The organism is Microbacterium sp. (assembly GCF_017305435.1).
Classification (GTDB): domain Bacteria; phylum Actinomycetota; class Actinomycetes; order Actinomycetales; family Microbacteriaceae; genus Microbacterium.
Window position 1 is genome coordinate 483,531 of the sequence record NZ_JAFKIP010000002.1, and the last position, 23,333, is coordinate 506,863.

Annotated in this window: 29 protein-coding genes; 20 read left to right on the forward strand and 9 right to left on the reverse strand. The window is 68.1% G+C overall.

Features of this window, described 5'->3' with window-relative positions:
• Positions 1-6 precede the first annotated feature (6 nt).
• The 5 genes from J0I43_RS02525 (at position 7) to J0I43_RS02545 (ending at position 4,739) form a co-directional block, all read left to right on the forward strand.
• Positions 7-369, forward strand: coding sequence for a YraN family protein (locus J0I43_RS02525; protein WP_292858496.1), 363 nt, complete (start codon positions 7-9; stop codon positions 367-369).
• The gene (locus J0I43_RS02530; protein WP_292858499.1) at positions 366-1,904 is read left to right on the forward strand and encodes a YifB family Mg chelatase-like AAA ATPase; all 1,539 of its coding nucleotides are present in this window, start codon (positions 366-368) and stop codon (positions 1,902-1,904) included. Before J0I43_RS02525 ends, J0I43_RS02530 begins: the two co-directional genes overlap by 4 nt.
• Positions 1,901-3,121, forward strand: a complete 1,221-nt coding sequence (dprA, locus tag J0I43_RS02535) for a DNA-processing protein DprA (protein WP_292858502.1) — start codon at positions 1,901-1,903, stop codon at positions 3,119-3,121. Before J0I43_RS02530 ends, dprA begins: the two co-directional genes overlap by 4 nt.
• Before the next feature lie 51 nt (positions 3,122-3,172).
• On the forward strand, positions 3,173-4,072 hold the full coding sequence (locus tag J0I43_RS02540; protein WP_292858505.1) for a tyrosine recombinase XerC: 900 nt from the start codon (positions 3,173-3,175) through the stop codon (positions 4,070-4,072).
• Between the two features lie 70 nt (positions 4,073-4,142).
• A complete protein-coding gene (locus J0I43_RS02545; protein WP_292858508.1) occupies positions 4,143-4,739 on the forward strand; it encodes a DUF3060 domain-containing protein in 597 nt (198 codons plus the stop codon).
• Position 4,740: 1 nt separating this feature from the next.
• On the opposite strand, the gene J0I43_RS02550 is transcribed toward J0I43_RS02545, so the two are convergent.
• Positions 4,741-5,295: a murein hydrolase activator EnvC gene (locus J0I43_RS02550; RefSeq protein ID WP_292858511.1), complete on the reverse strand. Its 555-nt coding sequence runs from the start codon at positions 5,293-5,295 to the stop codon at positions 4,741-4,743.
• Positions 5,296-5,599: 304 nt separating this feature from the next.
• On the opposite strand from J0I43_RS02550, the gene rpsB reads away from it, so the two are divergent.
• The 9 genes from rpsB to J0I43_RS02595 all read left to right on the forward strand — a co-directional run bounded on the left by rpsB (position 5,600) and on the right by J0I43_RS02595 (position 12,283).
• Positions 5,600-6,475, forward strand: coding sequence for a 30S ribosomal protein S2 (gene rpsB / locus J0I43_RS02555; RefSeq protein ID WP_292858514.1), 876 nt, complete (start codon positions 5,600-5,602; stop codon positions 6,473-6,475).
• Between the two features lie 100 nt (positions 6,476-6,575).
• On the forward strand, positions 6,576-7,403 hold the full coding sequence (gene tsf / locus J0I43_RS02560; RefSeq protein ID WP_292858517.1) for a translation elongation factor Ts: 828 nt from the start codon (positions 6,576-6,578) through the stop codon (positions 7,401-7,403).
• Positions 7,404-7,511: 108 nt separating this feature from the next.
• Positions 7,512-8,231, forward strand: coding sequence for a UMP kinase (gene pyrH / locus J0I43_RS02565; protein WP_292858519.1), 720 nt, complete (start codon positions 7,512-7,514; stop codon positions 8,229-8,231).
• A 52-nt stretch (positions 8,232-8,283) separates the two neighbouring features.
• Positions 8,284-8,838, forward strand: coding sequence for a ribosome recycling factor (gene frr, locus J0I43_RS02570; protein ID WP_292858522.1), 555 nt, complete (start codon positions 8,284-8,286; stop codon positions 8,836-8,838).
• Positions 8,839-8,842: 4 nt separating this feature from the next.
• A complete protein-coding gene (locus J0I43_RS02575; RefSeq protein ID WP_292858526.1) occupies positions 8,843-9,898 on the forward strand; it encodes a phosphatidate cytidylyltransferase in 1,056 nt (351 codons plus the stop codon).
• 8 nt (positions 9,899-9,906) lie between these two features.
• The gene (locus J0I43_RS02580) at positions 9,907-10,461 is read left to right on the forward strand and encodes a DivIVA domain-containing protein (RefSeq protein ID WP_292858529.1); all 555 of its coding nucleotides are present in this window, start codon (positions 9,907-9,909) and stop codon (positions 10,459-10,461) included.
• Between the two features lie 65 nt (positions 10,462-10,526).
• Positions 10,527-11,276: a lytic transglycosylase domain-containing protein gene (locus J0I43_RS02585; protein WP_292858532.1), complete on the forward strand. Its 750-nt coding sequence runs from the start codon at positions 10,527-10,529 to the stop codon at positions 11,274-11,276.
• Positions 11,277-11,280: 4 nt separating this feature from the next.
• A complete protein-coding gene (locus J0I43_RS02590) occupies positions 11,281-11,562 on the forward strand; it encodes a hypothetical protein (RefSeq protein WP_292858535.1) in 282 nt (93 codons plus the stop codon).
• A 1-nt stretch (position 11,563) separates the two neighbouring features.
• Complete coding sequence (locus tag J0I43_RS02595; RefSeq protein WP_292858538.1) at positions 11,564-12,283, forward strand: alpha/beta hydrolase; 720 nt, start codon at positions 11,564-11,566, stop codon at positions 12,281-12,283.
• A gap of 9 nt (positions 12,284-12,292) precedes the next feature.
• Here J0I43_RS02595 and J0I43_RS02600 read toward each other — a convergent pair whose 3' ends face one another.
• The gene (locus tag J0I43_RS02600; RefSeq protein ID WP_292858541.1) at positions 12,293-13,372 is read right to left on the reverse strand and encodes an AI-2E family transporter; all 1,080 of its coding nucleotides are present in this window, start codon (positions 13,370-13,372) and stop codon (positions 12,293-12,295) included.
• 135 nt (positions 13,373-13,507) lie between these two features.
• Between J0I43_RS02600 and J0I43_RS02605 the strand changes: the two genes are divergently transcribed.
• A complete protein-coding gene (locus J0I43_RS02605) occupies positions 13,508-15,292 on the forward strand; it encodes a glycosyl transferase (protein WP_292858544.1) in 1,785 nt (594 codons plus the stop codon).
• Positions 15,292-16,233: a tetratricopeptide repeat protein gene (locus J0I43_RS02610; RefSeq protein WP_292858547.1), complete on the forward strand. Its 942-nt coding sequence runs from the start codon at positions 15,292-15,294 to the stop codon at positions 16,231-16,233. The genes J0I43_RS02605 and J0I43_RS02610 overlap by 1 nt, the downstream gene beginning before the upstream one ends.
• Here the strand turns inward: J0I43_RS02610 and J0I43_RS02615 are convergent.
• The 7 genes from J0I43_RS02615 to J0I43_RS02640 all read right to left on the reverse strand — a co-directional run bounded on the left by J0I43_RS02615 (position 16,193) and on the right by J0I43_RS02640 (position 20,780).
• Positions 16,193-16,609 (reverse strand): hypothetical protein, encoded by a 417-nt coding sequence (locus J0I43_RS02615; RefSeq protein WP_292858550.1) that lies wholly within the window; start codon positions 16,607-16,609, stop codon positions 16,193-16,195. The genes J0I43_RS02610 and J0I43_RS02615 overlap by 41 nt on opposite strands.
• A gap of 144 nt (positions 16,610-16,753) precedes the next feature.
• Positions 16,754-17,020, reverse strand: coding sequence for a hypothetical protein (locus J0I43_RS02620; RefSeq protein ID WP_292858553.1), 267 nt, complete (start codon positions 17,018-17,020; stop codon positions 16,754-16,756).
• Between the two features lie 249 nt (positions 17,021-17,269).
• A complete protein-coding gene (locus tag J0I43_RS02625; RefSeq protein ID WP_292858556.1) occupies positions 17,270-18,217 on the reverse strand; it encodes a hypothetical protein in 948 nt (315 codons plus the stop codon).
• Between the two features lie 65 nt (positions 18,218-18,282).
• On the reverse strand, positions 18,283-18,867 hold the full coding sequence (locus J0I43_RS16440) for an ATP-binding cassette domain-containing protein (protein WP_367267539.1): 585 nt from the start codon (positions 18,865-18,867) through the stop codon (positions 18,283-18,285).
• 17 nt (positions 18,868-18,884) lie between these two features.
• A complete protein-coding gene (locus J0I43_RS02630) occupies positions 18,885-19,559 on the reverse strand; it encodes a hypothetical protein (protein ID WP_292858559.1) in 675 nt (224 codons plus the stop codon).
• Between the two features lie 439 nt (positions 19,560-19,998).
• Entirely contained in the window at positions 19,999-20,580 is a 582-nt protein-coding gene (locus J0I43_RS02635) for a hypothetical protein (RefSeq protein WP_292858562.1), read from the reverse strand.
• A gap of 44 nt (positions 20,581-20,624) precedes the next feature.
• Complete coding sequence (locus J0I43_RS02640; protein ID WP_229935464.1) at positions 20,625-20,780, reverse strand: hypothetical protein; 156 nt, start codon at positions 20,778-20,780, stop codon at positions 20,625-20,627.
• Positions 20,781-21,168: 388 nt separating this feature from the next.
• On the opposite strand from J0I43_RS02640, the gene J0I43_RS02645 reads away from it, so the two are divergent.
• The 4 genes from J0I43_RS02645 to J0I43_RS02660 all read left to right on the forward strand — a co-directional run bounded on the left by J0I43_RS02645 (position 21,169) and on the right by J0I43_RS02660 (position 23,188).
• On the forward strand, positions 21,169-21,750 hold the full coding sequence (locus J0I43_RS02645) for a hypothetical protein (RefSeq protein WP_292858566.1): 582 nt from the start codon (positions 21,169-21,171) through the stop codon (positions 21,748-21,750).
• Position 21,751: 1 nt separating this feature from the next.
• Positions 21,752-22,318 (forward strand): sigma-70 family RNA polymerase sigma factor, encoded by a 567-nt coding sequence (locus tag J0I43_RS02650; RefSeq protein ID WP_292858569.1) that lies wholly within the window; start codon positions 21,752-21,754, stop codon positions 22,316-22,318.
• A 5-nt stretch (positions 22,319-22,323) separates the two neighbouring features.
• On the forward strand, positions 22,324-22,944 hold the full coding sequence (locus J0I43_RS02655; RefSeq protein WP_292858572.1) for a LuxR family transcriptional regulator: 621 nt from the start codon (positions 22,324-22,326) through the stop codon (positions 22,942-22,944).
• Between the two features lie 118 nt (positions 22,945-23,062).
• Positions 23,063-23,188, forward strand: coding sequence for a helix-turn-helix transcriptional regulator (locus J0I43_RS02660; protein WP_292859047.1), 126 nt, complete (start codon positions 23,063-23,065; stop codon positions 23,186-23,188).
• Positions 23,189-23,333: the final 145 nt, after the last annotated feature.

Sequence of the window (23,333 nt, forward strand, 5' to 3'; positions counted from 1 at the left end):
CCGGGTATGGCATCGAAAGACATCCGCGGACGACAGGGCGAGGACCGTGCGGCGCGGCATCTGAGCGCTCAGGGCTACGAGATCCTCGATCGCAACTGGCGCTGCGCGGCGGGTGAGCTCGACATCGTCGCGGCACACGGGGCCGACCTCGTCATCGTCGAGGTGAAGACGCGGCGCACCGAGGGATACGGGCACCCGTTCGACGCCATCGACGCGGCGAAGCGCGACCGGCTCTGGCGACTCTCCTGCGCCTGGGCGGCGGCGCACCCCGCCGATGCGCGCCGACGCCGTGTGCGCGTCGATGTCATCGGCATCACGGGCGAGGACCCTGCCACCGGCCTCGTCGAGCATCTCGTGGACCTGCGATGACCGTCGGGCGGACGTGGGGCGTCGTCCTGACGGGGCTGCAGGGTGATCTCGTCGAGGTCGAGGCCGACCTGTCCAACCAGACGCCGAACTTCACGATCATCGGTCTCGTCGACAAGGCGATCGGCGAGGCGCATCAGCGCGTGCACAACGCGTGCGCGAACGCGGGGCTGCCGCTGCCGCGGCGGAAGCTGACCGTCAACCTGTCTCCGGCGAATCTCCCCAAGCACGGGACGGGTCTCGACGTCGCGATCGCCATCGCCGCGCTGGCGACGGAGGCGGACATGGATGCCGCGTCGCTGCGCACGACCGCACACATCGGCGAGCTCGGTCTCGACGGTCGCTTGCGGCCCGTTCCCGGGGTGCTGCCCGCCGTCGCTGCGGCGGCGCGCGTCGGCATCCGTCGCGTCGTCGTCCCGCACGCCAACCGGGCGGAAGCCGAACTCGTCGCGGGAGTCGAGGTGTTCGGGGCCGTCTCGCTGCGCGACGTCGCGCGTCGGCACGGACTCGAGCTCGACGCGGTCGATCTCGACGCAGCACCCGTCGCCTTGTCGGCATCCGTCGACGAGAGCGCCACCGACGTCCCCGATCTCGACGAGGTGATCGGGCAGCAGGGCGCGGTGGAGGCGCTCATCGTCGCGGCGGCAGGAGGCCATCACCTGCTGATGAGCGGTCCGCCCGGAGCGGGCAAGACGATGCTCGCTCGTCGGCTCCCCGGCATCCTCCCCGCCCTCGACGACGACGCGGCGATCCAGGCGGCGAGTCTGCGTTCGCTCGCCGGGCTCCCGGTCGTAGACCTCAGCCGCACGCCGCCGTTCGAGGCACCGCACCACTCGGCGAGCGTGGGCGCGCTGGTCGGCGGCGGCTCGCGGACGGCGCGTCCCGGAGCGATCGCGCGCGCGAGCGGCGGTGTGCTGTTCCTGGATGAGGCGGGCGAGTTCGGCGCGCATGCTCTCGATGCCCTGCGTCAGCCGCTCGAGACCGGCAGCATCGAGATCCATCGCGCGGGTTTCCGTGCGATCTTCCCCGCGCACTTCCAACTCGTACTCGCCACGAACCCCTGCCCGTGCGGGAACTACGGCGTGCCGCGAGCGGAGTGCCGGTGCCCGTCACTGGCGATCCGGAGATATCTGTCGAAGCTCTCCGGGCCGCTCCTGGACCGCATCGACATCGAGTTGTCGATGCAGCGGGTCGCCGTGGCACGGTTGCGCGCGGGCGACGACACGCGGATTTCGACCGCGCAGGCCCGCGCTCAGGTGGCGGAGGCGCGGGCGCGGGCTGCGCAGCGGCTCGCCGGAACGCCCTGGCGCTCCAACGCGGAGGTGCCCGGCACATGGCTGCGTGACGGGCCGCTCGCTCCCGAGCCGGTGATCCGCAGGCCTCTGGATGCCGCATTGCAGCGCGGGGCCCTCACGCTGCGCGGTTACGACCGGGTCCTCCGGGTCGCGTGGACGAGCGCCGATCTCGCCGGACGCGATCGGCTGGCCGTCGCCGACATCGGTCGGGCCCTGTACCTCAAGAAGGGAGCGCAGGGATGAGCGAGTTCCTGCCCGACCTGGATGCGATCGCCCGCGAGCTCTCCGGGGTGTGCGCGGCGTCCACCGGCGACGAGGCGCGCGATGCGTACGCTCGCGCGACCTGGTCGACCCTCATCGAACCGGGCGACGGCGTCGCGGGCGCGCTCGTCGCCGCGCTCGGCGCCGAGGCGGCGCTCGAGGTCGCGTTCTCCGACCGGACGCCGCCGGTGGCGGCGGAGCTCACGGCGCGACAGGTCGCCGACGGGCGTGCCCGATGGCGGCCACGGCGCGGCGAGGTCGCGGAAGCTCTCGAGCGCGCGCGGCGGTCGGGCGTCGGCCTTCTCACACCGAACGACCCCGATTGGCCCGGCCGCTGCGCCGACCTCGGACCGCATGCACCGCTGTGCCTGTGGACGCGCGGCGACACACGGCTCCTGCGGGGCTCCGCTCCCGCCCTGGCTCTGGTGGGTGCCCGCGCGTCCACGTCGTACGGGGAGTTCGTCGCGGCCGAGTTCGCCGCCGAGAGCGCGGGCGCCGGGGTGACCGTCGTCTCGGGCGCCGCGTACGGAATCGACGGCGCCGCGCACCGCGCTGCCCTGTCCGCGGGCGGGGCGACCGTCGCGATCATGGCCGGGGGAGTGGGCCGGGCCTACCCGGCGGGTCACCGCGATCTCATCGACCGCATCGCCCGCGACGGCCTCGTGGTCGCGGAGGTGCCGTGCGGGACGACCCCGACGAAGCACCGCTTCCTGGCGCGCAATCGACTCATCGCGGCCTTCAGCGATGCGACCGTCGTCGTGGAAGCAGGCTGGCGCAGCGGCGCCCAGAACACGGTGCATCATGCGCTCACGATCGGGCGACCGGTCGGCGTCGTTCCCGGCGCCATCACGAGCGCGGCATCGATGGGATGCCATCGCCTGCTGCGGGAGAGCGAAGTGACGTGCGTCACGTCCTTCGCCGACATCCGCGACCTCATCGGGGAGGCCGGGGTTGCGGGCGAGGTCGGGTCGGACGGCGCAACGCCGGTTGACGAGGGGTACACGGGTGAGCGCACGCGCATCCTCGACGCCCTGAGTGCCCGCTCGCCCCGTGCCGTCGCCGACGTCGCGCGGCGTGCGGGCTTCGGATTCGATGAGGCCGCCGCGCTCCTCGGCATGCTCGAACTCGACGGCGCGGCTCGTCGACGGGGCGACGGATGGATCCAGGCGACGGGCGCGCAGCCGTCGACACTCTGGTGACACTCTGCTCAGCTGGACGCGATCGGGGGATCGACGCGACATGCTGAGGGGATGAGGCTCTCCGAGGCATCCGAAAGCTACGGCGCGCACCTCGCGCGGGTGCGTCGGCTGTCTCCGGCGACCGTGCGCGCGTACCGCGCCGATCTGCGTTCGCTCGAGGGCGCCGCGGGTGACAGCGACGTCGCCGACATCGACCTGGAGGCGCTGCGGGACTGGCTCTGGCGCCTGACTGAGGGCGGGGCGTCGCGCGCAACCCTTGCTCGGCGCACCGCGTCGGTGCGCGGATTCTTCGCGTGGGCGTGTGAGGAGGGCATCGCGCGCGCGGACCCGAGTCTGCGGCTCGTCGCTCCCAAGCGGGGCCGGTCGTTGCCGAAAGTCGCGACCGTCGACGCGCTCGACGATGTCCTCGCGCGTGCCCATCAGCGTGCTGCCGGTGGGGATGCCGAGGCACTGCGGGACGCCGCGCTCCTCGAACTCCTCTATGCCTCCGCCCTCCGCGTCGCGGAGGCGTGCGCGGCGGAGGTCGATGATCTCGATCACGAGCGTCACACCATCCGTGTGGTCGGGAAGGGGGCGAAGGAGCGCGTTGTCCCCTACGGGGGGCCGGCGGCCTCGGCCCTCGAGGCGTACCTCGTGCGTGGTCGTCGCGCGCTCGTCGAGCGGGGGACGGGGACACGCGCGCTCTTCGTCGGCGCGCGTGGGGGGCGTCTCGGCCCGCGTTCCGCGTACGACATCGTCGCGCGGGCTCTCGCGCCTGCGATCGGCCTCGAGACGGTGGGGCCGCATGCCCTGCGACACTCCGCCGCGACTCATCTGCTCGACGGCGGGGCGGATCTGCGCACCGTGCAGGAAATGCTCGGTCATGCGAGCCTCGGGACCACGCAGATCTACACCCATGTGTCGGCGGAGAAGCTCACGGCGGCCTACCGACTCGCTCATCCGCGCGCGTGACCCTCGCCTCGCGATCCCGTGCACGGCCGTTTCTCGGGCGCGAGAAGCGCGCCTCGCTTAGCCTGTCAGCATGAGAAGACGCTCGCTCGCGTTTCTGCCCGTCGTCGCGGCAGCCATCCTCGCGCTCGGGGCCTGCGCGGCCGAGCCCGGCGCGCGCCTCACGGTCGTGCCGACGGCGCCGGCCACCGCGTCCCCCGCGCAGACCTCTGCCGCGCCTTCCATGACGCCGACGCCGACGAGGACGCCGACGAGTGCGCCCGAGGGCGGCGCGCCCGGCGCAGATGAGGTCGTCATCGGCTGCGCCGGCGGCGTCGCGGCGGTCAACGCGGACGGAGGGTCCTTCCTCGTGTCGGACGATTGCACACGCGTCATCCTCGGGGGAAACGGCGTGACGCTTCGCGTGACGGCGGCCGCGGTCGGCGACCTTGCCGTGCAGGGGCAGAACAACGTCGTCGTCGCGGGGGAGGTCTCGGCTCTCACGGTGGAGGGCCAGGGAAACGCCGTTCAGACCAAGGCATCCGGCACAGTGACGGTGCGCGGCAACAGCAACACGGTCGACGTCGCGAGCACGATCGGCGCGCTCGAGATCACGGGGGCGAGCAATGCGGTCGCAGCCCCCGGCGTCGGCTCGAAGTCCGTCAGCGGCGAGGGCAACACGGCGCCCTGACTCATCCGTCGCAGCACGGCAGCAGCACGGCTCGGGGAACGGCGCCGAGCAGCAGCATCGGGTTGATGTACCGTCCGTCGCGACGGACACCGAAGTGGATGGTTCCCTGCGCCGCGTGACCGCCCGCATCGGCGATGCCCACGGCCTCGCCCGCGGCGACGGCGTTTCCGATCGCGACCTGTGCGGTGACGGGCTCGAGGGTCGTGACGAGTCCCGCACCGTGGTCGATCGTGACGACCCCTCTGCCCGCGACCGAACCGGCGAACGCGATGACGCCGGCGGCGGGGCTGCGGACGGGCGTGTCGACCGGGGCGATGAGATCGATCCCCCGGTGTCCCGGTCCGTACTCGTGAGCGGGGGCGACGAAGGGGGCCGCGATACGCGGCGGCGTCACGGGCCACAGCCAGCCCGCCAGCGCGTCTTCCGCGCCGGATGCGATCGCCGAGGCGGCGGCGGCACCGGCCGCTGCTCCCGGCCCGGGCGGTGCGACCCCGGTGGAGACGACGACGGCGAGCAGGATGCCGAGGCGCGCGAGGCGAGCGAAGTGTGCCGACATGCCCCCCACTGTGGCGTTGCTCCGAGCGGTGCGGGACGGCGAGGGGGAATCTGTGGACGGAGCGGCGGAATCCGCGGTTGGGGAGGAGGGGATGACGGCGGACGTCCGGCCTGGCTGATACACTGGACGAGCACCCCGCATGTCGGGGTGACTACGCGTGCCCAGAGCGCCGATCGGATTCGTCCGGTGGCGCGGCATCCACACCCAGAGGTCTCACCGCGACAGCGGCGAGCGGGCGTGCGCCGGGCACCAGGTGCATCGGCCGACCGGCCGAGCGAGAAACCCAGAACAAAGGAGAACGGCCATGGCCGTCGTCACCATTCGCCAGCTGCTCGACAGCGGCGTCCACTTCGGACACCAGACCCGCCGGTGGAACCCGAAGGTCAAGCGCTTCATCCTCACGGAGCGCAGCGGCATCCACATCATCGACCTGCAGCAGTCGCTCGGGTACATCGACAAGGCGTACGAGTACGTCCGCGAGACGGTCGCCCACGGCGGCACGGTCCTGTTCGTCGGCACCAAGAAGCAGGCGCAGGAAGTCATCGCCGAGCAGGCGACGCGCGTCGGCCAGCCCTACGTCAACCAGCGCTGGCTCGGCGGTCTCCTGACCAACTTCCAGACGGTCTCCAAGCGCCTCGCGCGCATGAAGGAGCTCGAGGAGCTCGACTTCGACAACCCCGCCGACTCGGGCTTCACCAAGAAGGAGCTCCTGCTCAAGAAGCGCGAGCTGGACAAGCTGCACAAGTCGCTCGGCGGCATCCGCAACCTCCAGAAGACGCCGTCGGCGATCTGGGTCGTGGACGCGAAGCGCGAGCACCTCGCGATCGACGAGGCCAAGAAGCTCGGCATCCCCGTGATCGGCATCCTCGACACGAACGCCGACCCCGACGAGTTCCAGTTCCCGATCCCGGGCAACGACGACGCGATCCGCTCGGTGGGCCTGCTCACCCGCATCATCGCCGACGCCGCCGCCGAGGGTCTCATCCAGCGCCACAACCCGACCGACGAGGCCGCCGAGGCCGAGCCGCTCGCCGACTGGGAGCGTGAGCTCCTCGAGGCTCCCGCCGCCGAGATCGTCACCGACGTGGCCGAGGTCGAGACCATCGCGACCGAGTCCGCCGCCGATGAGGCCGGCGCCGAGGCCAAGGCCGAAGGCGACGCCGCGGCGACTGCCGAGTAAGACAACACCCGCTGCGCGGGGCCGTCGCCGACCCGGCGGCGGTCCCGCTGCGGCATCCATCGAACTCACCCCAGTTTCACCGATTTAGGAGCCACCACCCATGGCAAACTTCACGATCGCCGACATCAAGACGCTGCGTGAGCAGCTCGGCACCGGCATGGTCGACACCAAGAAGGCGCTCGAGGAGGCCGACGGCGACCTCGAGAAGGCCGTCGAGATCCTGCGCCTGAAGGGCGCGAAGGGCAACGCCAAGCGCGCCGACCGCTCGACGAGCGAAGGCCTCGTCGCCGCCGCGCAGCACGGCGACAAGGTGACGATCCTCGAGCTCAACACCGAGACCGACTTCGTCGCGAAGAACGAGCGCTTCATCGCCCTCGCCGACAAGGTGCTCGAGGCGGCCGCCGCGGTCGACGCCGACTCCGTCGAGGCGGCTCTCGCCGCGCCCGCCGGATCGCAGACGGTCGCCGAGCTCATCTCGGACGAGGCCGCGATCATCGGCGAGAAGGTGGAGCTGCGTCGCGTGCGTACGCTCTCGGGCGACAAGTTCGAGATCTACCTGCACAAGACCAGCAAGGACCTGCCCCCGCAGGTCGGCGTGGTGCTGGCCTACACGGGCGAAGACGCCGAGACGGCGCGCTCGATCGCGCAGCACATCTCCTTCGCGAACCCGACCTACCTCTCCCGTGAGGACGTCCCCGAGGACGAGGTCGAGAAGGAGCGCCAGATCGTCACGGAGATCTCCCGCAACGAGGGCAAGCCCGAGGCTGCGCTGCCGAAGATCGTCGAGGGTCGCGTCGGTGCGTTCTTCAAGCAGGTCGCCCTGCTCGACCAGGACTACGCGAAGGACAACAAGCTGTCCGTCGCGAAGGTCGCCGGCGACGCCGGCCTGACCATCACCGACTTCGCCCGCTTCAAGGTCGGCGCGTAACGTCTGGACGGGGGTCCGCATTCTTCACGGATGCGGGCCCCTTTTCCATGCCCGCACGCGTACGGACGGCGCTGCGATACTCTGCAACGTGACGAGAGGAACCCCCCTGTGATCGATGAGAACACCGGACGCCGGCGCGTCCTGTTGAAGCTGTCCGGCGAGGCGTTCGGGGGAGGGCAGCTGGGAGTCAATCCGGATGTCGTCAGCCAGATCGCCCAGGAGATCGCGGCCGCGGTGGAGCAGGTCGAGATCGCCATCGTCGTCGGCGGCGGCAACTTCTTCCGCGGCGCCGAACTCAGCCAGCGCGGCATGGACCGCGGGCGTGCCGACTACATGGGCATGCTCGGCACGGTCATGAACGCCCTCGCGCTGCAGGACTTCCTCGAGCAGGCGGGCGCCGCGACGCGCGTGCAGTCCGCGATCTCGATGACGCAGGTCGCCGAGCCGTACATCCCGCGTCGTGCGGAGCGGCACATGGAGAAGGGCCGCGTCGTGATCTTCGGTGCCGGCGCCGGCCTGCCCTACTTCTCGACCGACACCGTCGCGGCGCAGCGCGCGCTCGAGATCGGCGCGCACGAAGTGCTCGTCGCGAAGAACGGCGTCGACGGCGTCTACACGGCAGACCCGAAGAAGGATGCCACGGCCACGAAGATCGACGAGATCACCTACCAGGATGCCCTGCAGCGGGGTCTCAAGGTCGTCGACTCGACCGCGTTCAGCCTCTGCATGGACAACAGCATGGACATGCGCGTCTTCGGCATGGAGCCGGCCGGCAACGTGACCCGGGCTCTCCTGGGTGAACGGATCGGCACGCTCGTCACGGCGTGACCGGACGCCCCCGCTAGACTCGTCACCTGACGCAACAACGAATGGAGTGACCGTGATCGCCGACATCCTGGCTGACACGTCCGGGCGCATGGACCGCGCTGTCGACGCCGCGAAGGACGACTTCTCGACCGTCCGCACGGGGCGCGCGAACCCCGCGCTGTTCCAGAAGGTGATGGTCGACTACTACGGCTCGCCCACACCCCTCGCCCAGCTCGCGTCGCTGAACGCTCCGGAGGCGCGCACGCTCGTCGTCACCCCGTACGACAAGTCGGCGCTCAAGGCCATCGAGCAGGCGATCCGGGACGTTCCGAACCTCGGTGTGAACCCGACCAACGACGGCAACCTCGTCCGCGTCACGATGCCCGAGCTGACGGCGGAACGTCGCAAGGAGTACGTCAAGCTCGTCCGTACGAAGGGCGAGGATGCCAAGGTGCATCTGCGCGGCATCCGCCGCAAGGCCAAGGACGAGCTGGACGCGCTCAAGAGCGAGGTCGGTGAAGACGACCTCGTGCGCGCGGAGAAGGAGCTCGACGCCGTGACCCGTGCGCACGTCGACGAGATCGACGAGGCGCTCAAGCGCAAAGAGGCCGAGCTCCTCGAGGTCTGACGCGATGACCGATCCTTCCGGTGAGCCCGCCGAAGGCTCGGATGCCCCGCTGACGCCGCTCACGCGCGCCGATGCCCGCCGGGGCGGCGCGGACAACCAGACGGCCTTCCAGGACCACGTGCGCGCGGCTCGCAGCGAGTTCGAGCATCAGATCGATCGCGCCCGCGCGGACTTCGACAAGGCGCGCGCCGACTTCGAGCACGTGCAGGACCGCATCAACGAGCGCACGGGCCGCAACCTGCTCATGGCGATCCTCATCGGGGTCGTCGTCGGCGGGGCCGTCCTCGCGTCGCTCCTGTTCATCAAGTGGCTGTTCCTGCTGTTCGCCATCCCCGTGTGCCTGCTCGGCGTGTTCGAGTTCTCCCGCGCCCTGCAGACCGCGGGGCGGCGGGTCGACGTCGTGCCGCAGGTGGTCGCGGGTGGCGTCATCATGCTCGCGGGCTTCTTCTTCGGGCACTGGACGCACATCGTGCTGACGTTCGCCTGCGTCGCAGCGCTGATCATCTGGCGTCTGATGGCGCAGATGGTCGCGCGCGACGGTCGCCGCTACAGCGACGTCCTCGACGACGTGCTCGTCGCCGGGTTCGTTCCGATCTACGTGGCCTTCCTCGCGTCGCTCACGCTCGTCCTGCTCCGTCAGGATCAGGGGGAGTACTGGCTTCTCGGGATGGTCATCGCCGTCGTCGCCGCCGATACGGGTGCCTATGCGAGCGGTCTCGCGTTCGGGTCGCACCCGATGGCGCCGCGCATCAGTCCCAAGAAGACCTGGGAGGGCTTCGCCGGCGGGGCCCTCACGACCGTCGCGGTCGCGATCGTCTACGGCATCTTCGTCCTGCACGTCCCGTGGTGGGCCGGCGCCGTGTTCGGCATCGTGATGCTCGGCTGCGCGACGGTGGGGGACCTCGGCGAGTCGATGATCAAACGCGACCTCGGCATCAAGGACATGAGCTCGTGGCTTCCCGGTCACGGGGGCGTCCTCGACCGTCTCGACTCCATCCTGCCGTCGGCCGCGGCGGCACTCGCGATGTACTTCCTGTTCTTCCCCCTGGTGAGCGTATGACCGATCAGATGACGACCGAATCCGCCCTGTTCCCGCACGTGTCGGGCCGCACGAAGGGCTACCGGCCGCAGGATGTCGACGACTTCCTCGCGCGTGCGCGCGCGGCCTTCGAGGACCCGTCCGCCGCGGACGTCGACGCGGGCGTCGTGCGCACGGTCGCCTTCCCGCTCGTCAAGCGGGGCTATCAGGTCGGCGCCGTGGATGCCGCGCTCGGGCGCATCGAGGATGCGTTCGCCGCGCGCGAGCGCGAGAATGCGCTCGGCCGCGCGGGCGCGCGCGCCTGGGTCGGGCAGTCGCGTCGCCTCGCGCAGGAGATCCTCGACCGGTTGAGCCGTCCGCGGAAGCGGCGGTTCCGTCGCGCGGGCCTGCTCCGATACGGGTATCGCATCGACGAGGTCGACATCGTGGCGGACAAGATCGCGGCCTTCCTCGAGTCGGGTGAGCCCGTGACCGTCGATCAGGTGCGTACGGTCGCGTTCCGCATGCAGCGGCGGGGCTATAGCGAGGCGCAGGTCGACGCCGTCCTCGACGCCGTCGTCGAGGTGATGCTCGCCGTCGTCTGAGACACGGCATCCGTCGCGACACGACCGTGGACCGTCCCCGTGCAGCCCGGTAGACTCGGAGAACTGTGACGTCCGACGCCGAATCGACCCCCACCTCGGCGCGCGAGCTCTCGCCGCGCGCGGTCGGCGGTGCCCCCGCGGCGACTCGTACGGCGTTGCGCTCCACGGTCTCGGCTCCGACACCGCGGTGGTCCCGCCGTCGGGGTGTCGTGGGGGTCTTCGCCGCACTGGCCGCGGCGGGTCTCGCGGCGGCCTACATCGGGCCGCTGAGCGCGACGGTCACGCGAGCTGACGCGACGGAGCTCGACCCGGTCTCTCTCTACGCCACCACGATCTCGGACGCGCAGTCCCTGCTGGCGGCCTCGCGTTCCGGCGACGGACTCGGGCGCGACGCCATCACGTACTCGGTCTATGTGACGCCGAAGCCCACGCCGACCCCGACGCCGTCCGCGTCGGGCGGGGCGACGGAGTCCGGATCGAGCGGGTGGACGCCGCCGTTCGTGTCCCCCGACCCCGGAACGGCTCAGGCGATCGCGTACGCGATGGTGCAGGAGCGCGGCTGGGGCGACGGTGAGTTCGCCTGCCTCGTCGCGCTGTGGAACAAGGAGTCGGGCTGGCGCGTGAACGCGTACAACGCGGGCAGCGGTGCGTACGGCATCCCGCAGTCGCTCCCCGGCAGCAAGATGGCCTCGGCCGGTTCCGATTGGGAGACCAACCCGGCGACGCAGATCGCGTGGGGGCTCGGATACATCGGCGGGCGCTACAGTTCACCGTGCGGCGCATGGGACCACTCGCAGTCCACCGGTTGGTATTGACGCCATGCCGCGCGCCAATCGTCGCCGGCCCGATCCGGGCGACGACTCCCTCGATCGCCTGCTGAGCGGGTGGAAGCGCACCGAGGTGCGCCGCGGCATCACGTGGACGGTCCAGCCGGTGAGCGCGGCATCCGCGCAGAAGTCCTACACGTGCCCCGGGTGCGGGCGGGAAGTGACGCCGGGCACGGCACACGTCGTCGCCTGGCGGGCGGACGGCGTGCTGGGGGATGCCGCGGACCTCGCCGCACGGAGGCATTGGCACACGAACTGCTGGAGGATCGGCTGACATGGAGATCCGGGGACCGGTGCTGCTGCCGGCGCGGCGCACCGACATCGAACTGCGGACGCTCGACGAGCTGACCCTCGTCGGCGAGCTCGCCGAGCCCGCCGAGCGGGAGGCCGTCGCGACGCTCGTGACACTGCACCCGCTGCCCACCGCCGGGGGCTTCATGGACTCGCACATCCTGCGAAAGGCGGCGGCGCGCCTGCCGGCTCTCGCCGACCTCGCCGTGCTGCGGTTCAACACGCGTGGCACCACCTCCCCGCGCGGTACGAGCCAGGGCGCCTTCGACGGCGGCCGAGCCGAGGCGTTCGACCTCGCCGCCGCGATGGAGTTCGTCCGCGAACGTCAGCTCCCGCGGCCGTGGCTCGTCGGGTGGTCCTTCGGGACGGAGCTCGCGCTGAAATACGGGCGGGATCACGACATCGAGGGCGTCATCCTGCTCTCGCCGCCTCTGCACCGCGCGACCGACGCCGAGGTCGCCGCGTGGGCGGGGACCGGTCGACGGATGGTCGTCCTCGTTCCCGAGCTGGACGATTACCTGCGTCCGGCGGAGGCGCGCGAGCGGTTCGCCGGCGTGCCGGAGGCGTCGCTCATCGCCGTCGAGGGAGGCAAGCACCTCTGGGTGGGCGAGTCGCAGACGCGACGCGTGCTCACCGAGATCGTGGCCGCCGTCAACCCCGACGCGCTGCCGCTGCCGACCGAATGGGACGGCGAGACCGCGTAGCGGAGGGTGTCATTTCTCGTTCTGCCGCGGAATGATGACCTGCCGGTAGATGATGAGTATGCTCGCGGCGACGGGGATCGCGATGAGCGCCCCGAGAAGGCCCAGCAGCGAGCCGCCCGCGAGTGCGGCGATGACGACCACGGCGCCGGGCACGGAGACGGCGCGGTTCATGATGCGCGGCGACAGCACGTACGCCTCCACCTGCATGTAGATCGCGTACCAGATGAGCGCGACGAGGGCCGTCAGCGGTGATCCGAGCCCCGGGATGAGGCACGTGAGCACGATGATCGCCGAACCCGTGAGTGTTCCGACGAGCGGGATCAGCGAGAAGAAGAACGCGATCACCGCGAGGACGGCGGGGAACGGGGCGCCGATGATCGTGAGGAAGATCGCGCTGAGCACGCCGTTGATGACGCCGAGCGTGACCTGTCCCATCACGTAGAAGCCGACGGAGGCGGTGATCTGCTCGGACAGGTCGATGAACCGCCCGCGCTTGGACGCCGGCACGAGCTGGTACACCGCCGCCTTGAGGTTCGGCGTGGATGCCGTGAAGTAGATCGTCAGGATCAGCACGATGATCGCGCCCGTGAACCCGCTGATGACGCCGGCGCCGATGCCGAGGATCACGCCGGTCGCGGCGCCGCCGATCTGTCCGTAGTTGAGAGAGCTGAGCCAGGAGCTGATGGCCGAGAAGACCTCATCCACCTTCAGCGTCGGGAAGGTCGACTGCAGCCACGCGCCCAGCTCGGCGGCCGGGTCCCACGACCCGTCGACGATCCGGGAGATGAGCGTCTGCACCTGCGCGACCAGCTGGGCGATCTGACCGACCAGGACCGGGATCACGATGAGGATGATCCCGGCGAAGACGGCGAGGACGACTGCGAAGGTGATGAGCAGCGCCGCCCAGCGGGGGAGTCCCTTGCGCTCCAGCCACGAGACGGCCGGGTCGAGGCCGAGCGCGAGGAAGAGGGCCGTGCCGACGTAGAGCAGCACCGTGGAGAGCGACTGGACGCTGGAGATCAGAAGGATGCCGACGCCGACGCCGAGCGTGGCGATGAGGGCGGTGCGGAACGGGTGGTGAAGCTTCACGAGATGCAGGCTACTGCGAGAATGTTCTGAGCGCCGGGGGTTGACACGCCTCCCGGGCGACACCCAGGTCGTTTTCGCTACGCTGGAACGTCGTATGCGCACCGGGGGAGAACTCCGGGCGGAGGAGGTTGTTTCGTGCGTTTCGTCTGGGCTGTGGCCGCTTTCGTGCTGGCCGCCCTCCTGATCGGCGCCGGCATCGCCCAGCGCACCGTCTTCGAGGGTCCGACGACGGTGAGTCAGGCGATCGATGTCGAAGGCGATGCGCCGTACCTCCTGGTCGAGGGCGACGTCCTCGGCATCCACCCCGGCGCCCAGACCGTGCACATCGAGGGCACCGGTCCGGTGTTCGCCGCCTACGGCCGCACCTCCGACGTCGTCGCCTGGCTCGCACGCAGCGAATACGTGGACGTCTCGATCGCGGACGGTGCCGTGACGTCGAGCGTCGTCGCCGCGTCCGCGGACGCACCCTCGTCGGGGTCCCCGGCCACCGCGGCGGCGCTCACCCCGCAGGGCTCGGATCTCTGGCTCGACGAGTTCGACGGCAGCGGCACCCTCGACGAGACGCTCCAGCTGCCGGCCGGCATGAGCCTGCTCGTCGCGTCGGATGGCGTCGCCGCCGCGCCGTCGACCGTCACCGTGACGTGGCCGATCCAGAACTCCACACCGTGGGCCGGTCCGCTGATCCTGCTCGGCTGCGTGCTGCTGGTCGCGGGCCTCGTGCTGTACCTCCTCGCCGTGCGCCACGTCCGCCGCTCACGCGGGCCGCGCCGCAAAGGCCTGCCCCTGCCCGTCACCGAGCCCATCGACGTCGCGAGCGCGGAGAAGGGCGTCATCAGTACGACGCCGACGCGGCGCCGGCTGACGGGCGGCAAGCGCGCCTTCGTCGCCGTGCCGGCCGTCGCCGTCTCCGCGCTGCTGTTCACCGGCTGCACGGCGGATGCCTGGCCGCAGCTCGCTCCGAGCGCGACGCCGAGCCCTTCCGCGACCGTCGTCGCACCGAAGGATCAGGAGAGCCCGGTCGTCACCGAGGCGCAGGCGGAGCGCATCATCGGCCGCATCGCCGACGAGGTCGCCAAGGCCGATGAGGCGCGCGATGCCACGGCGGCGGCGCAGCGCCTGGACGGGACGGCCCTGGCCGCTCGGGAGACGAACTACACGCTGCGCGCGGCCATTCCCGAGCAGCAGGCGCTCCCCGCCATCCCCAGCGGGACGCTGCAGGTGATCTTGCCCGAGGCCAACGACGAGTGGCCCCGCACCTTCTTCGCGGTCGCCGCGCCGACCGGGAGCGACGGCGCCTCGACCGTCATGAGCATCACCCAGCAGGATGCCTGGTCGCCCTACAAGCTCACGTATCTCGCAGGACTCACTTCCGACGCCGACCTGAATCTCGCCCCGGCGTACGTCGGCGCCATCGCCATCCCCGAGGACTCGCCGTTCCTCGCGATCGCGCCGGAGAATCTTGCGAGCGCCTACGCGGACGTTCTCACGAAGGGAGACGGCAGCGAGTTCTCCGCCCTCTTCGACAGCGCCGACGACGCCTTCCGCACTCAGGTCGACAAGAGCCGCGCCGACCGACTGGCCGCGTTCAATGCGACGGGGGCGCAGACGGGGACCATGACGTTCTCGGCGCAGGCGGGTACGACGGCGCCGGTGGCACTCGCGACGCTCGACTCGGGCGCGATCGTCGCCGTGACGGTCGACGACCTGGATACCGTCGCCCCGACCAACGCGGACGCCGTCATCAAGGTCGACCAGAGTCCGATGCTCAAGACTCTCGCCGGCGTCGACCAGTCCTCGACCGGGTTCGTCACGACCTACGGGAATCAGCTCTTCTTCTTCGTCCCCAGCCAGAGCTCCAAGGAGCGCATCCAGCTGCTGGGATACTCCTCCAACATCCTGAGCGCGAAGGTGGCCGGCTGATGAGCGACCCCCGTCTGAGCAACAGCGGTGCCGTCCTGCGCGGCGCCGTCGATCTGTCGTCCCTGCGTGCACGCTCCGCGGCGCCTGCGGCGCCCGATGCGCCGACGCCCGGCTCGGCACCGTCCCTCGTCTTCGACGTCACCGATGCGACGTTCCCCCAGGTGCTCGAGCTCTCGCGCACCGTTCCGGTCGTCATCGACCTGTGGGCCGAGTGGTGCGGGCCGTGCACCCAGCTGAGCCCGATCCTCGAGAAAGTCGTGCTGGAGGCCGGCGGGCGCCTCGTCCTCGCGAAGGTCGACGTCGACGCGAACCCCCAGCTCACGCAGGCCTTCCGCGCGCAGTCGATCCCGATGGTCGTGGCTCTCGTCGCCGGTCAGCCGGTGCCGTTGTTCACCGGTGCCGTCCCCGAGCAGCAGGTGCGCGAGGTCTTCGCTCAGCTCCTGCAGCTCGCGGCGCAGCAGGGCGTGACGGGCGTCGTCCCCGTGGACGGCGTGGATGCCGAGGCCGTCGAAGAGGCCGAGCCCCCGCTGCCACCGCATCACCAGGAGGCCTACGACGCGATCGAGGCGGGTGACTACGCCCGCGCGGTCACCGCGTACGAAGCCGCCCTGGCGGAGAACCCCCGCGACGACGAGGCCCGCGCCGGCCTCGGACAGGTGCGCCTCCTCGACCGGGTGCAGGGTCTCGATCTGCAGGCGGCGCGGGATGCCGCGGCCGCAGCACCGCTCGACGCGGATGCGCAGTTCGCCGTCGCCGACCTCGATCTCGCCGGGGGACACGTGGACGACGCCTTCGGGCGCCTGCTCGACCTGTTCGCCGCGCTGCCCGACGCCGACCGCGCGCCCGTGCGAGAGCGCCTGCTCGAGCTGTTCGGACTCGTCGGCGATGCCGACGCACGCGTCATCCGCGCGCGCGGGCGTCTTTCCAGCCTGCTCTTCTGAATTGCCATCCGCGGACGTGGTGGATGGTGGCTGACTTCGGGTAGGCGCCTCCGCGCGGTCCGATCTCGAAGAGGTCGATCATGAGGAATAGGGGATAGTCGGGAGCCTGTGCAATACGCCGGAGCACGCGGCTCTCGCATCCGATCACGGTCTCACCGTCATTCCAGATTACGGTCCAGGTGTGCGGAGTGGATGCGTTCACGGCGGTCGTCACCTCCGTCATGTCGGTGGTGAGGTACGGATCGTGGTGTGCTTCGATTCCGGTGCGGGCCACGCTGGTCTCCCCGATGGCGTCCGCGTCGATTTCGAAGATGCAGATCTCTCCGGACTCCGTGGGGGATCTGTGTTCGGTTCCGACGAGCCAGGCGGCGACCATGCAGTTGGCGTCTCAGCTCGCGGAGATCGTGATCTCGAGTCGTCCGCGTGAGGGTGCGAAGAGGAGCTTCTGGGGTGTCTCGGTGCGGACGTAGAGATCGTCGCGATGGCGATGGGTCCCGAGAGCGGAGTCGACACGTCCTGACTAGACGCCGGTTTGCAGGTTAGGGACGCGCAGCGGAGCGTCTTCGGGGCGCCAATCGGGCTGATTGGCATCGATCCGCAACTCGATGCCGGCGGGAGAGACCTTATCGTGCGCGCCGGCCCGCTCCGGGGTCGTCCACTGCGGCAGATAGCTCGCGACCCATCGCTGCGGGTCCAGCCCGGAGCTGAAGTCGTCATCGAGATCTGGCTCACGGTTCGGTGCGGCGGGAAGACTCTCCGGCAGTGACGGCATTAGAAGTGATCGCACGCGAGGCCAGCCTCGACGAGTTCTTTCGCGAGCACGTGCGCAGCGTCCACCGTCGACGCGACGGCGGCGGACAACCGCTTTCGGCACCCGTAGTTCGCGGATGGGTTCTCGGCGGCTGGCGGCGAGGGCGGGAAAGATGGCGGCGGCGAGAGCGAGGGTGCTGACGGCGGCGGCGGCGGTGTTGACTCTCCACGCGTCCGACTCGCTATTCCAAGTCCGCTGTCGGACGCAGATCGGGGCTGATCGAGTTCATAGCTTCCCGGCGTTCGCACGTCCGAGTGAGAAGCTCAGCGCCGTCTGGGCTATCGGCATCAATAGGGTGCCAGCGACGAACATCCCGAGGCAAAGAAGGGAGTAGCAGAAGGCTTGAGCAGACGTCGAGGAACCGATGAGTGCGAGCGCGGTCGTGGCGCCGATTGCGGTGGGCGTAATGACAACTAGCACCCAGTCCACGATGCTCATCGTCATTACCTCGAGCGTGGTGATTCCAAGTTGCTGATAGACCGCCTGCTCGTGCCGTCTGCTCCAAGCTGATCCGCATCCAATGAGTACAACCAGTGCCGAGGCGATCACTACGAGGATCAGGTGTGGACTCGCGTCGATCTCAGCTTGTGCTTCTATTCCAGAGGTGGGTCCGGTGCGGAGCGGGATCGCCTGAGTTGCCGCCGATGAAGTGAGCATGGATGTGGCGTATAGCGCGACCGCCTGTTCTGCACCAGGCGTAGCTTCTACGTAGCACTCAGACACCGTCTGGACTCGAAGACTCGTGACGACAACGGCCGAGTCTAGCGCCGGGATTCGTCCTCTCGTGGTTGCGAAGAAGTCGATCCGTGGAAGCGTTGAGCTGGTGCGGCCGGTACTGAGACCGATGTCGACTTGCCCCACACCGACCGCCACATTCACAGGGAGTGTCGAGGAACTTGGCCACTGCAGGGCAGGTAGGCCAGCAGTCACATCAACGACGGTCGGACGTAACGCAGAGGCTGCTTGACCTAGAATTGCGCCCGCCGAGCGCACTGCGGAGACCTTACGGAGCGCGTCACACTCATCCGATCCAACTGACGCGCCTGACCCGCCGATCACGACGACGCTTCGGCCATCAGCAACGTCTCGTACAACCGATTCCTCAGCGCGAGTGATTGTTTGCCAGGGGAGCAACACGACACCGCCTCCGAGAAAGGCGACGGTGAGGGCCATCAGTACCGCTTGCCACGGTCTTGCTGCGACGGAAGACACCGCTTCACCTAGAGTTTCTCGTGCTCTCATGCTGACCTACCGATGGCGAGGGTCTCGGATCCGTGAGCCGCAACTTCATGATCGTGAGTCGCCATAATCACTAGGTTGCCCGCGAGTGAATACGCCTTCAGCGCGTCGGCAACGACGTGCTTCGCGTCAGCGTCAAGCGATGATGTGGGCTCGTCAGCGAGCACCAAGTGGGATCCGGATGCTAACGCGCGCGCCACCGCGACCCGCTGCCGCTCACCGCCAGACAACCGGCGTGCTGGCGTGTCGCGTAGGTGCTCGATTGATAGGTGCGTCATCCAAGTCAATGCGTGTCTGCGGGAGTCTTCGAGGCTGGCGCCACTCATCAGCCGACCGAGCGAGACGTTATCCCAAGCGGTTCGAGAGGTAAGGAGCGGGCTGTTCTGGATGATCCATCCCGTGCGCGGGATAGGGTCGTGGCGGGGATCGGTATCGCAAGTGCCATGTGAGGGCCGGATCGATCCCGCAATGATGCTGAGCAAGGTTGACTTTCCCGATCCGGAGGGTCCGACGATTGTCACCAGCGCGGGAGCTGCCCATGAGAATGACAACTCCGAGAAGAGCGTGCGGTCAGCGAACCGCATACTCAGGTTGTCCCCGATCAGCTGCACGAAACTTCGCGGATGTCTGGGTTGGCCAGAACTCGATCGTCGATGCTGAGCTCGGTCCGCACGATGGCGAGTCCCCCTTCTGTTTGAACAAGAGTGATCGGCACGGATTCTGCACTTCCGGTCTTACCTTCCCGGAGAACGCATTTCCCATCGATGATCGCGGATACGGGGACGGTCATGCTGAGGTTGTCGTTGGTGGTTTCGAGGACTGCGCTCGCCATGAGCGTGTCGGCGAGCACGAGCCGTTCAACTTCAGGGAGCGATTGAGCAGCGATGCCCTGTCGGGCGTCATCTACCTGAAGTTCGGAAGCGCCTAGCAACAGCCGCGAGCCCGCAGGAGCGCGTGTCGCCGCCGCTTCCAGCTGAACTTCGTCTAAGGGGCTGTCTTTGTCAGCTTTCGCGCCGTCTAGACGCTGTGGGTCGAGGATGCGCGCCCCAACTACGGTACTAGCGAGGGTTGCCAGTGCCGCACCTGCGGACGGCGCGGGAGCGCCTACGGAGACATCAACCTTGGCGAGCCGCACAGATTCGCGAGGGAGGTACACCAGCCATCCAGGGTCGAATTCGGACAGCCCGTCGCTGACGTCAACGCCTATTCCTTGAGCCCACGCAGTGATCTCTCGCCAAGATGACCACGTGAGCCGGTCTGACGGGCTGATGTTCACCCCTTGCTTCGCCAGAAAAGTGGTGAGATTGACGACATCTTGTCCTCGAGTGTCCGGCAAGATTGGGCGAAAAAGTGGGGAAGCCACTGCCGCTGCCACGCGTCTGGTGCCATCTAGCGCCAGCACAGGATCACCGGAAGTTAACGTAGATCCTGCTGCGACGTATACATCGGTGACCGTACCTGACCACGTTGGTGCGACTAGAGCGTCGTCCGACTCCCACGAAAGATAGAGCTCAACGGGGCTACGATGCTCGCCGCTGTCCGCCTCGATCGGCACCCAAACGTCCTGCACGGCGAGCAGCCGAGTCGCGTCTAGCCGACTGAAAATCGCGACCACTGCGATGATCGGAGTGGCTATCCACAAGCAGGCGACCAGGATTATGAGCGTGTTCCTTGCTCTCCTACGCCGAGTGGACCGTTGAGCGACGCCGGACGGGTCAGTATGCGACACCGACGTAAGGTAGGTCTGGGAAGAGCTTCAGCGCCTCATCCGTAATACAGGTTGCCGCTGCGCTTCTTTGGGCACCCCCGTCGGCTTCCGGATTGCCGCTGAATGCTCTGATATCTCTAGCGGAATCGGGGATGTCGAAGCCCTTTTGTGCCATGCACTCCAGAGCTGCACGCCGCACGGACTCGTCGATTCGTTGTTCATTGGTGTTCAAGTAGATCGCTTCGACAACGCTTAGGTTCGGTACTCGACAGGTTTCCTCGTCTGTTGCGGCAACTTTCGGGTCCCGCCCGTCGGATTGAACGTTGTAGATGTAGGTCATGGAGGTGGTCGGGTTGATCTGCGGCGCGCCGGGCACGTATCCAAGTTTTTCGAGGCACGACGTATAGAGGTTCGCGGCTGCCCCGTAGTCGTCAGAATCAACAACTCCGTCCTCGAGAAGCGCGGCCAATGCGGGGTAGCCGTCTGCCTTGTACTGCTGGGCAGTGGCCTGAACCTGTTCCTTCGTGACGGCTCCGCCCTCTGCAGCCCTTTCCGTTCCGCTACATCCTGCGAGCAGGAGCGTAGCCACGGCTAGGGCGAGGGCTGCGGAGGGCGGAACCCAGATTCGGTGGATCAACTGGCGACCTTCGCGCCCCAGCGGTGCCAGCCGCCGTCATAGCCGTATGCGATCTGCGAAGCGGTGACGTGAACATAGCTCACTCCCGTTGAACCGTTCCACAGCGTGGAGTCACCGTTGTGGCGCAGACCTGCACTGACTGGGACGATCACGAGACACACGTTGCCGCTCTCGCGAGTCTCGGCGTGGGCTGTGGGCCCCGAAATCCAACTACTACCGAACGCGCTCCCTGTGCAGCCCGCGGGGGCACCCACTGTGACGTTGCCCCAAGCCATCGCCGGGGCGGCACCTGCGCCTACGAGCGCCGTGACGAACGCTGCAGCTGCTACGGACATTGCGATTGCGCGCCGGCCCCTTGTGCGGCGGGCCATGTTGTCAGCCATGTTTCTCCCTTGATTCAGGGCGCCGGGGTCGGCGCCTGTCGCAACCTTCCTCCAGGTCATCCGTCGTCTGCATGTATCTCCGGATACATCTGCTGGGCAGATGCAACGCATCGTGCCTTGCTGGACATGTCGTTTGTGAACCACGCTGGGAGGCGTCATGAACGACAAGGAACTGGACCGTCTGCTCGCCATCGGTCGTGAGAAGAACTCGACCTCACCCGAGGTGCTTGATGCGGTTCTGGCTCGCCTCAGCGATGGAGCGAAGGCGAAGGCGCTGGCGCCCAAGACGCGTTCGCCACGTCGCTGGGTGCTCATCTCGGTATCCACGTTGGCAGTAGGGATAGCGGCTACGGCCGGCGCTTTCTACTTTGCGCCGAGCTTCACGCCTGATGCAGTCATTCCCATCGTCTACACGACTGATACTGGTCGCCAGATCGAATGCACATACTCGCTTGCAGTGAACGCGTGGGACGGTGTCGACGCTTCAGAGGCCAGGAGATGGGTAGCCCAGCATGACTGGTCGGGAATCGGGCAGCGAGGCTACGACTATGCGATCGCCCATCCAATCGAGCCCGGTACCGCCGGCGTTGACCCCGCAATCCCTCAAGATGAACTCGACCGGTCGGCAGTTTCACGAGGTATCAGCACCGTAATCGTGCAGGAGATCCCTGAGGGGTTCCTGGTGGGTCCGGGGGTCGGGACGGTCGGGACGTCTACCTGCCGATGGGAACGGCACTGAGGTGGTTGCTCGAGACGAAGCCGAGCATGACCTCGAGATGCTGTTCCGCCGAAGCGAACTCTCCCGCCCGGAGGCGCTCATCGCCGCGAATGGTCGCGACCTGTTCGCGTACTTCGCTCGGCGAGTCGGTTCAGCAGATGACGCCGCCGACCTGGCCGCTGAGGTCTTCCTGGTCGTCTGGAGAAACGCCGACACGATCTCCAGCGACCCGCTTGCTGCACGCATGTGGGCGTTCGGCGTCGCCCGCAACGTCCTCTCAAACCACATCCGTGGTCTTCGTCGTCGTCATCGGCTCCATGAGCGGCTCGTACAGGCGTACTCGCCTGAGTCAGACATCACCGATCTCCGAGAGACGGTCGCAGGTGCTGTTGCTCAGCTCAACCCGATAGACCGTGAGATTGTGCGCCTTGTCCACTGGGAGGGCTTTTCGCTGACCGAGGCCGCGGCAATCCTTCACCGCAATCCAGCGACAGTGAGGAGCCGCTACTCGCGCGCCCGAAAACGGCTTGCTGAGGCCTTGTCGGGAACCGAACTCCCGTTTGATCACTCCGAAGGTGGTGGGGGCTAGAAGGCGTGCTGGAGTTCGCTCCCAGGGTTGCCGTATTGACGCGCATTGGCTGGCTCGGGGACGCACTCACGAATCAGCTCGAAGCGCTCGGGTTTCGGGCACGCAAGTGCCGCGAAGTCCCCAACAACGGCTTCTCGCGGAGCGAAACAGTACTAGGCGAATCGACGATCGTGACACCACAGGTTGCGGCTATGTTGCGCCAGCAAGTGGTAGTTGTCCTCCATCTCTCCCAGGTTCGAGATCACGCCGATTATCCAGTTTCTGTTCAACACCTCGACCACGCTGATGATCTTTCGAGGTTGGAGCATCTCTTAATGCCAGCGAAGCCAACAGCGACACGGAGTCCACTTGGACGACTGACCACACGACAACGAGAGGTGCTCGAACGCGCCGCTAGGGGCGAAACGAATGCCGAGATCGCCGCAGCCCTCGTCGTGGCCACGGGAACGGTGAAGCGGCACCTTCATGATGTGTATCACGCTCTTGGAGTTCGCGGCCGCAGCGAGGCTGCCTACGCTCTTCGCTTCTTGACGGAAGGTGGTCAAAGCAACCACAGGGCGGCTTATGGGGCCGAACTGTTCCAGTCGGTGCCGCAACGAGACGTGTCACGAAAGCGGACTGGATGAGGATCGTCATGGCCCTGACTCGTGAACATGTGCTTGCGAAGCGCCCCGTCGACCGTGAGCACGTCGAAGCCCACAAGGCAAACTCGCTCAGCGAGGCTCAGGCCTACCAGCTACGCGACTGCGTGAGGCACTCGGTTCGACGCAGCAGGAGCTCGCCGAGCGCATCGGCCTGGGTCAGCGGCAGGTGTCCAAGATCGAGCGCGGTGACCTCGACAGCACTAAGTTCGGCACCGTACGCAAGTAACTCGAAGCCGTCGGCGGCGACCTGGTGTTGGAGTACTGCTCTCAAGGGGTGGCGCGAGATCCCGATGTGGTCAGACAGGACCGACCCCAAGCACCACGCAGCAATCTGCGTCGCCGCGAGCCTCCAATGGTCATAGCGACACACC

Bases quoted from the DNA above. Each gene is read 5' to 3' on its own strand.
- J0I43_RS02580 (WP_292858529.1), top strand. From the start codon at position 9,907: ATGACGACCGAATCCGCCCTGTTCCCGCACGTGTCGGGCCGCACGAAG.
- J0I43_RS02615 (WP_292858550.1), bottom strand. From the start codon at position 16,609: ATGGTCGCCGCCTGGCTCGTCGGAACCGAACACAGATCCCCCACGGAG.
- J0I43_RS02525 (WP_292858496.1), top strand. From the start codon at position 7: ATGGCATCGAAAGACATCCGCGGACGACAGGGCGAGGACCGTGCGGCG.
- J0I43_RS02530 (WP_292858499.1), top strand. From the start codon at position 366: ATGACCGTCGGGCGGACGTGGGGCGTCGTCCTGACGGGGCTGCAGGGT.
- J0I43_RS02595 (WP_292858538.1), top strand. From the start codon at position 11,564: ATGGAGATCCGGGGACCGGTGCTGCTGCCGGCGCGGCGCACCGACATC.
- dprA (WP_292858502.1), top strand. From the start codon at position 1,901: ATGAGCGAGTTCCTGCCCGACCTGGATGCGATCGCCCGCGAGCTCTCC.
- tsf (WP_292858517.1), top strand. From the start codon at position 6,576: ATGGCAAACTTCACGATCGCCGACATCAAGACGCTGCGTGAGCAGCTC.
- J0I43_RS02590 (WP_292858535.1), top strand. From the start codon at position 11,281: ATGCCGCGCGCCAATCGTCGCCGGCCCGATCCGGGCGACGACTCCCTC.
- rpsB (WP_292858514.1), top strand. From the start codon at position 5,600: ATGGCCGTCGTCACCATTCGCCAGCTGCTCGACAGCGGCGTCCACTTC.
- J0I43_RS02545 (WP_292858508.1), top strand. From the start codon at position 4,143: ATGAGAAGACGCTCGCTCGCGTTTCTGCCCGTCGTCGCGGCAGCCATC.
- J0I43_RS02645 (WP_292858566.1), top strand. From the start codon at position 21,169: ATGAACGACAAGGAACTGGACCGTCTGCTCGCCATCGGTCGTGAGAAG.
- J0I43_RS02550 (WP_292858511.1), bottom strand. From the start codon at position 5,295: ATGTCGGCACACTTCGCTCGCCTCGCGCGCCTCGGCATCCTGCTCGCC.
- J0I43_RS02540 (WP_292858505.1), top strand. From the start codon at position 3,173: ATGAGGCTCTCCGAGGCATCCGAAAGCTACGGCGCGCACCTCGCGCGG.
- J0I43_RS02625 (WP_292858556.1), bottom strand. From the start codon at position 18,217: ATGGCCCTCACCGTCGCCTTTCTCGGAGGCGGTGTCGTGTTGCTCCCC.
- J0I43_RS16440 (WP_367267539.1), bottom strand. From the start codon at position 18,867: ATGCGGTTCGCTGACCGCACGCTCTTCTCGGAGTTGTCATTCTCATGG.
- J0I43_RS02575 (WP_292858526.1), top strand. From the start codon at position 8,843: ATGACCGATCCTTCCGGTGAGCCCGCCGAAGGCTCGGATGCCCCGCTG.
- J0I43_RS02610 (WP_292858547.1), top strand. From the start codon at position 15,292: ATGAGCGACCCCCGTCTGAGCAACAGCGGTGCCGTCCTGCGCGGCGCC.